Annotated in this window: 4 protein-coding genes; 2 read left to right on the top strand and 2 right to left on the bottom strand. The window is 50.3% G+C overall.

All coding sequences use genetic code 11. The features are described from left to right. The coding region (locus AC2VE5_RS24425; protein WP_486890214.1) for a transposase at nt 1-133 on the bottom strand (133 nt) is incomplete at its 3' end. Between the two features lie 70 nt (nt 134-203). On the opposite strand from AC2VE5_RS24425, the gene AC2VE5_RS24420 reads away from it, so the two are divergent. Continuing rightward, a complete protein-coding gene (locus tag AC2VE5_RS24420) occupies nt 204-482 on the top strand; it encodes a transposase family protein (protein ID WP_486890213.1) in 279 nt (92 codons plus the stop codon). Here the strand turns inward: AC2VE5_RS24420 and AC2VE5_RS24415 are convergent. Then, complete coding sequence (locus AC2VE5_RS24415) at nt 479-1,777, bottom strand: IS256 family transposase (protein ID WP_486890212.1); 1,299 nt, start codon at nt 1,775-1,777, stop codon at nt 479-481. The genes AC2VE5_RS24420 and AC2VE5_RS24415 overlap by 4 nt on opposite strands. 627 nt (nt 1,778-2,404) lie before the next feature. Here AC2VE5_RS24415 and ltrA point away from each other — a divergent pair. Further along, the gene (gene ltrA, locus AC2VE5_RS24410; RefSeq protein WP_486890211.1) at nt 2,405-4,138 is read left to right on the top strand and encodes a group II intron reverse transcriptase/maturase; all 1,734 of its coding nucleotides are present in this window, start codon (nt 2,405-2,407) and stop codon (nt 4,136-4,138) included. The last annotated feature ends 8 nt before the right edge of the window (nt 4,139-4,146 follow it).

The raw sequence follows: 4,146 nt of genomic DNA, 5'->3' as shown, positions 1-4,146 counted from the left end.
GGCGGCGATAGTAGAGCGTATCAAATCGTTCGCTGAAGGTCTGCTGGCAAATCGGACAAAAGTAGCGCTGGGTTGCATTTGGCATCTGGCCATGCTTATGAGCCTTGGGATGACCACACAATGGGCATTGCATAGGAGGATTAGGTAGGTAGAGGGTTCTCCTCTCTACACTAAACCTACATTTACATGATGCACAACCAAATATTCCAGATGAAGTGACTGTGAAGGGAGACTTAGGGTTTCAGGGCTTACAACATGAGTTTGTCAACATCCATGTGCCCCACAAGAAGCCTAAAGGCAAGGAATTGAGCGAACAACAGAAGCAACAAAATCGAGAGTTGAGTCGTCAACGAGTCAAATGTGAACATGCCCATGCAGGCATAAAGCGCTATCAGTCAGTTTCCACTGTCTACAGAAATCGTGTCCCTGATTTTGATGACCGGGGTATGTCAACAATTTTGTGTAAGCGAATGGAAAGTTAACGAGGGAAGCGATCTGGGAACTCAACAGCAAACCGATTGAGAGCAGCCTTCCAATCCTTGATAGGCATGGTCCATTTTTTAGCAATATTCCTGAGCGCCAAGTAGAGCAACTTGAGAACTGAATCATCATCTGGGAAAGACCCCTTCGTCTTGAGCACCTTGCGCAAAGAGCGATTAAGCGACTCAATGGCATTCGTGGTGTAGACCACCCGGCGGATATCAGCCGGATAGGCAAAGAAGGGAATAATCCGTTCCCAATGCCTTAGCCACAGTCGACTGATAGAGGGGTAACGCTGATCCCACTTGTGGGCAAAGGCTGTTAGGGCATCTTCTGCCTGCTCAACAGTACTGGCCTGGTAGATGCTCTTGAGCTCAGCGGCCACCTGGCGCTGCTGTTTCCAGGGGACATACTTAAGAGAGTTCCTGACCAGATGGACAATGCACAACTGCACCTGGGTCTGAGGGTAAACCACTTCAATGGCTTCTGGAAACCCAGTGAGGCCATCTACACAGGCAATCAAGATATCCTGCAGGCCCCGGTTCTTAAGCTCAGTCAAGATGCCTAACCAGAACTTGGCTCCTTCGGTTTGAGAAAGCCATATTCCTAAGAGTTCCTTATTTCCTTCAAGATTGACACCCAAAGCAAGATACACCGCTTTATTGCAGACACGATTATGCTCTCGGACTTTGACAACTAGGGCGTCCAACCAGATGATTGGGTAGAGTGCCTCTAGGGGACGCCCTTGCCAAGGAAGGTGGCTGGAGGAAGCCTCCCCCAGCACACTTCCGCACTGTCTGACCTCTTCAATCACCCCATCGGTGACTTGGCTAATCAGGGTGGCAGAAATTTCTACTCCATAAAGCTCCTGAAGTTGGGCTTGAATGTCACGGGTACTTGAGCCCCTGGCATACAGGGCGATGACTTTCTCTTCTAATCCAGCTAGGCGGCGCTGGCCTTTGGGGACCAACACTGGCTCAAAAGTGCTCTGCCGATCACGGGGCACTTGCAGGGGAAGCTGGCCTAAGTCTCCCTGGATGGTCTTGGCTGAGTAGCCGTTGCGGCTGTTGCGGACCGGTTCATCCTCAGCAGTCTCTGATTTGGGTTCAAGGTTTTGCTGGTGCTCTTGCTCCAGGTGATGGCTCAGTTCTGCTTGGAGGGCTCGTTCCACCAAGCGCTTGCTTAGTTGCTTGAGCAGTCCATCTTTACCCAGGATGGCTTCGGGTCCTTGATAATCTTCGAGTAGTTCATCAAGTAATTCATCGGCTCGGGTTTTTTCGATTCTTCTTCTAGCCATGGCGGTCTCCTTGGGTGTTGTGGCTACTTTAGACCGCTTACACAAATTAATTTAGTGCGACACGTTCTCTCGAAACCAATAGTAGTTGGAGGATGAGAGGCAGGGTTTTGAACCTTGACAACTGATGTCTGATAAGGGTGAAAGCCCCTTCCTCCTGGTAGTGGAGTGACAGCATAACCCCCAGGTTCACGACTAGCCATCAACACCTGAAGCGGGGTCAAACGGCGGTAACTGGAAGCCTACTCTGGAATCCCGCCTAGCAAGCTGTATACGGATACGCGAGGAATCCATGACTGAAGGATCGTGATTTGTGAGCGGTGAAATCAGGCTGAAACACCGCAGCCAAAAGGCAAAGGATAAAAGAGACAGGCACCTTAAATTGTGACCTGTAACTACCCTCAAGAAACCCGGTCTAGAGTGGAGTCCTAAGTACAGCAATCATCAGACATCGGAACGTGGGAACCCCATTCATCTCTTTGGGAACGGTCGATACCCAAAGCAGGTGCTAACCGGTTAGTGGATGGGATTGGGATTGTGTAAAAAGCCAATGCTTGAGGTAACGCTCAAGATATGCTGACGTACACACTGCAACTTGGATGTAGACAAACTGAGTAGAGTTAATAAGTCATGAGTCCGTCTCTCCAGACGAGATATGAATGGAATCAACTGCCTTGGAAGAAAATCCAGGTCAAAGTATTCAAGCTCCAACGGCGGATCTACAGAGCCAGTCAACAGGGAAACGTCAAGTTAGTTCACAGGCTCCAACGTCTGTTAATCAAATCCTGGTATGGACGGCTATTAGCTGTTCGACGGGTCAGTCAAGATAACCGAGGCAAGCGGACTGCCGGAGTCGATGGGCTCAAAAACCTGTCTCCCCCGCAACGTCTGCAACTGGCTCAAAGCCTGAGACAACTTCCCCAAGCGCAACCTCTGCGCCGAATCTGGATTCCCAAACCAGGGAAGCTCCAAAAACGCCCGTTATCTATCCCCGTCATCGCTGATAGAGCCGCCCAAGCGCTGGTAAAGCTAGCCTTGGAACCGGAGTGGGAGGCAAAATTAGAGCCAAACGTCTACGGTTTCAGACCAGGTCGCTCTTGCCATGATGCCGTCGCAGCCATTTTCAATATCATCCGCCAACGCCCCAAGTATGTGTTGGAAGGGGATATCTCTGGCTGCTTCGAGAACATCTCGCATCCAGTCCTCTTGGAGAAAACCCAAGCCCCACCGTCTTTGCGTCAACTCTTGAGCGGATGGCTCAAAAGCGGGGTATTTGATAATGGGTTTCAACCAAGCGAGCGTGGAACACCTCAAGGTGGGGTGGCATCGCCACTATTGGCGCTGATTGCCCTACATGGGTTGGAAACCCACCTCAAATCACTTGGAACCCAGCGACAGCCCATCCATATGGTGTTTTACGCCGATGATTTTGTGGTGTTTGCTAACACACTATCTGATATCCACCGCGCTAGAACAGCTGTGGAACAATGGCTTAAAGGCATTGGGTTACAACTCCATCCCAACAAAACCAAAATCAGCCATACCTTAGAAGGGAAAGCCGGTTTTGATTTGCTGGGGTTCTCGGTGCGGCAATATCGGCAGGGTAAATATGCCTCAAAGCACGGATTTAAGACGTTGATTAAACCGAGTCAGCAGAGCCAGAAACATCACTTGGCACAACTCAAAGAGATTGTGTCAACTCATGGCTCAACAACCCAAACTGGACTGATTGCCCATCTTAATCCGGTCATCACCGGATGGTGTCAGTACTACTCCACGGTGGTTAGCAAAGCAGCATTCGCTGCAATGGATTTCCACCTGTTTGGACAACTGCTGCGCTGGGCAAAACACAGACACCCAAAGCACAACAGTCACCAGATTGTTTCACGCTATTGGCTGGTAAACCAGGGAGAAGGATGGGTGTTTCAAAGCCAAGACGGACTCAAACTTCGTCGTCACAATGAAATGCCGATTCGTCGCCATATCAAGGTCCAAGCCAGTCGCTCTCCCTGCGATGGAGATTGGGTTTATTGGGGGATGAGGCTCAGGTCTTACCCGCAGTTGCTGCCATTACGAGCCCATTTGCTCAAACAACAGGGCGGCAAATGCGCTCACTGTGGACTCAACTTTTTGCCAAGCGATCTGATTGACCTCCATCATCAAGATGGCAATCATAGCAATCAGCGTCGTCAAAACTTGGCACTGTTGCATCGTCATTGCCACGACCAGGTACACGCAACAAAGACATCAACTACAACTGGTATTTTTGACACAGAACCAAGTTGGAGAGGAGCCGGATGCACGAAAACGGGCAAGTCCGGTTCTGAAGCCGAGCAGGTGGGGCGACCTACCTGCTTAGGTTAACCACTCCC

Source organism: Aliterella sp. E5.1 (genome assembly GCF_057473825.1).
The sequence above is the reverse complement of the archived record's forward strand: the minus strand, read 5'-3'. Positions and strand labels throughout refer to the sequence as shown.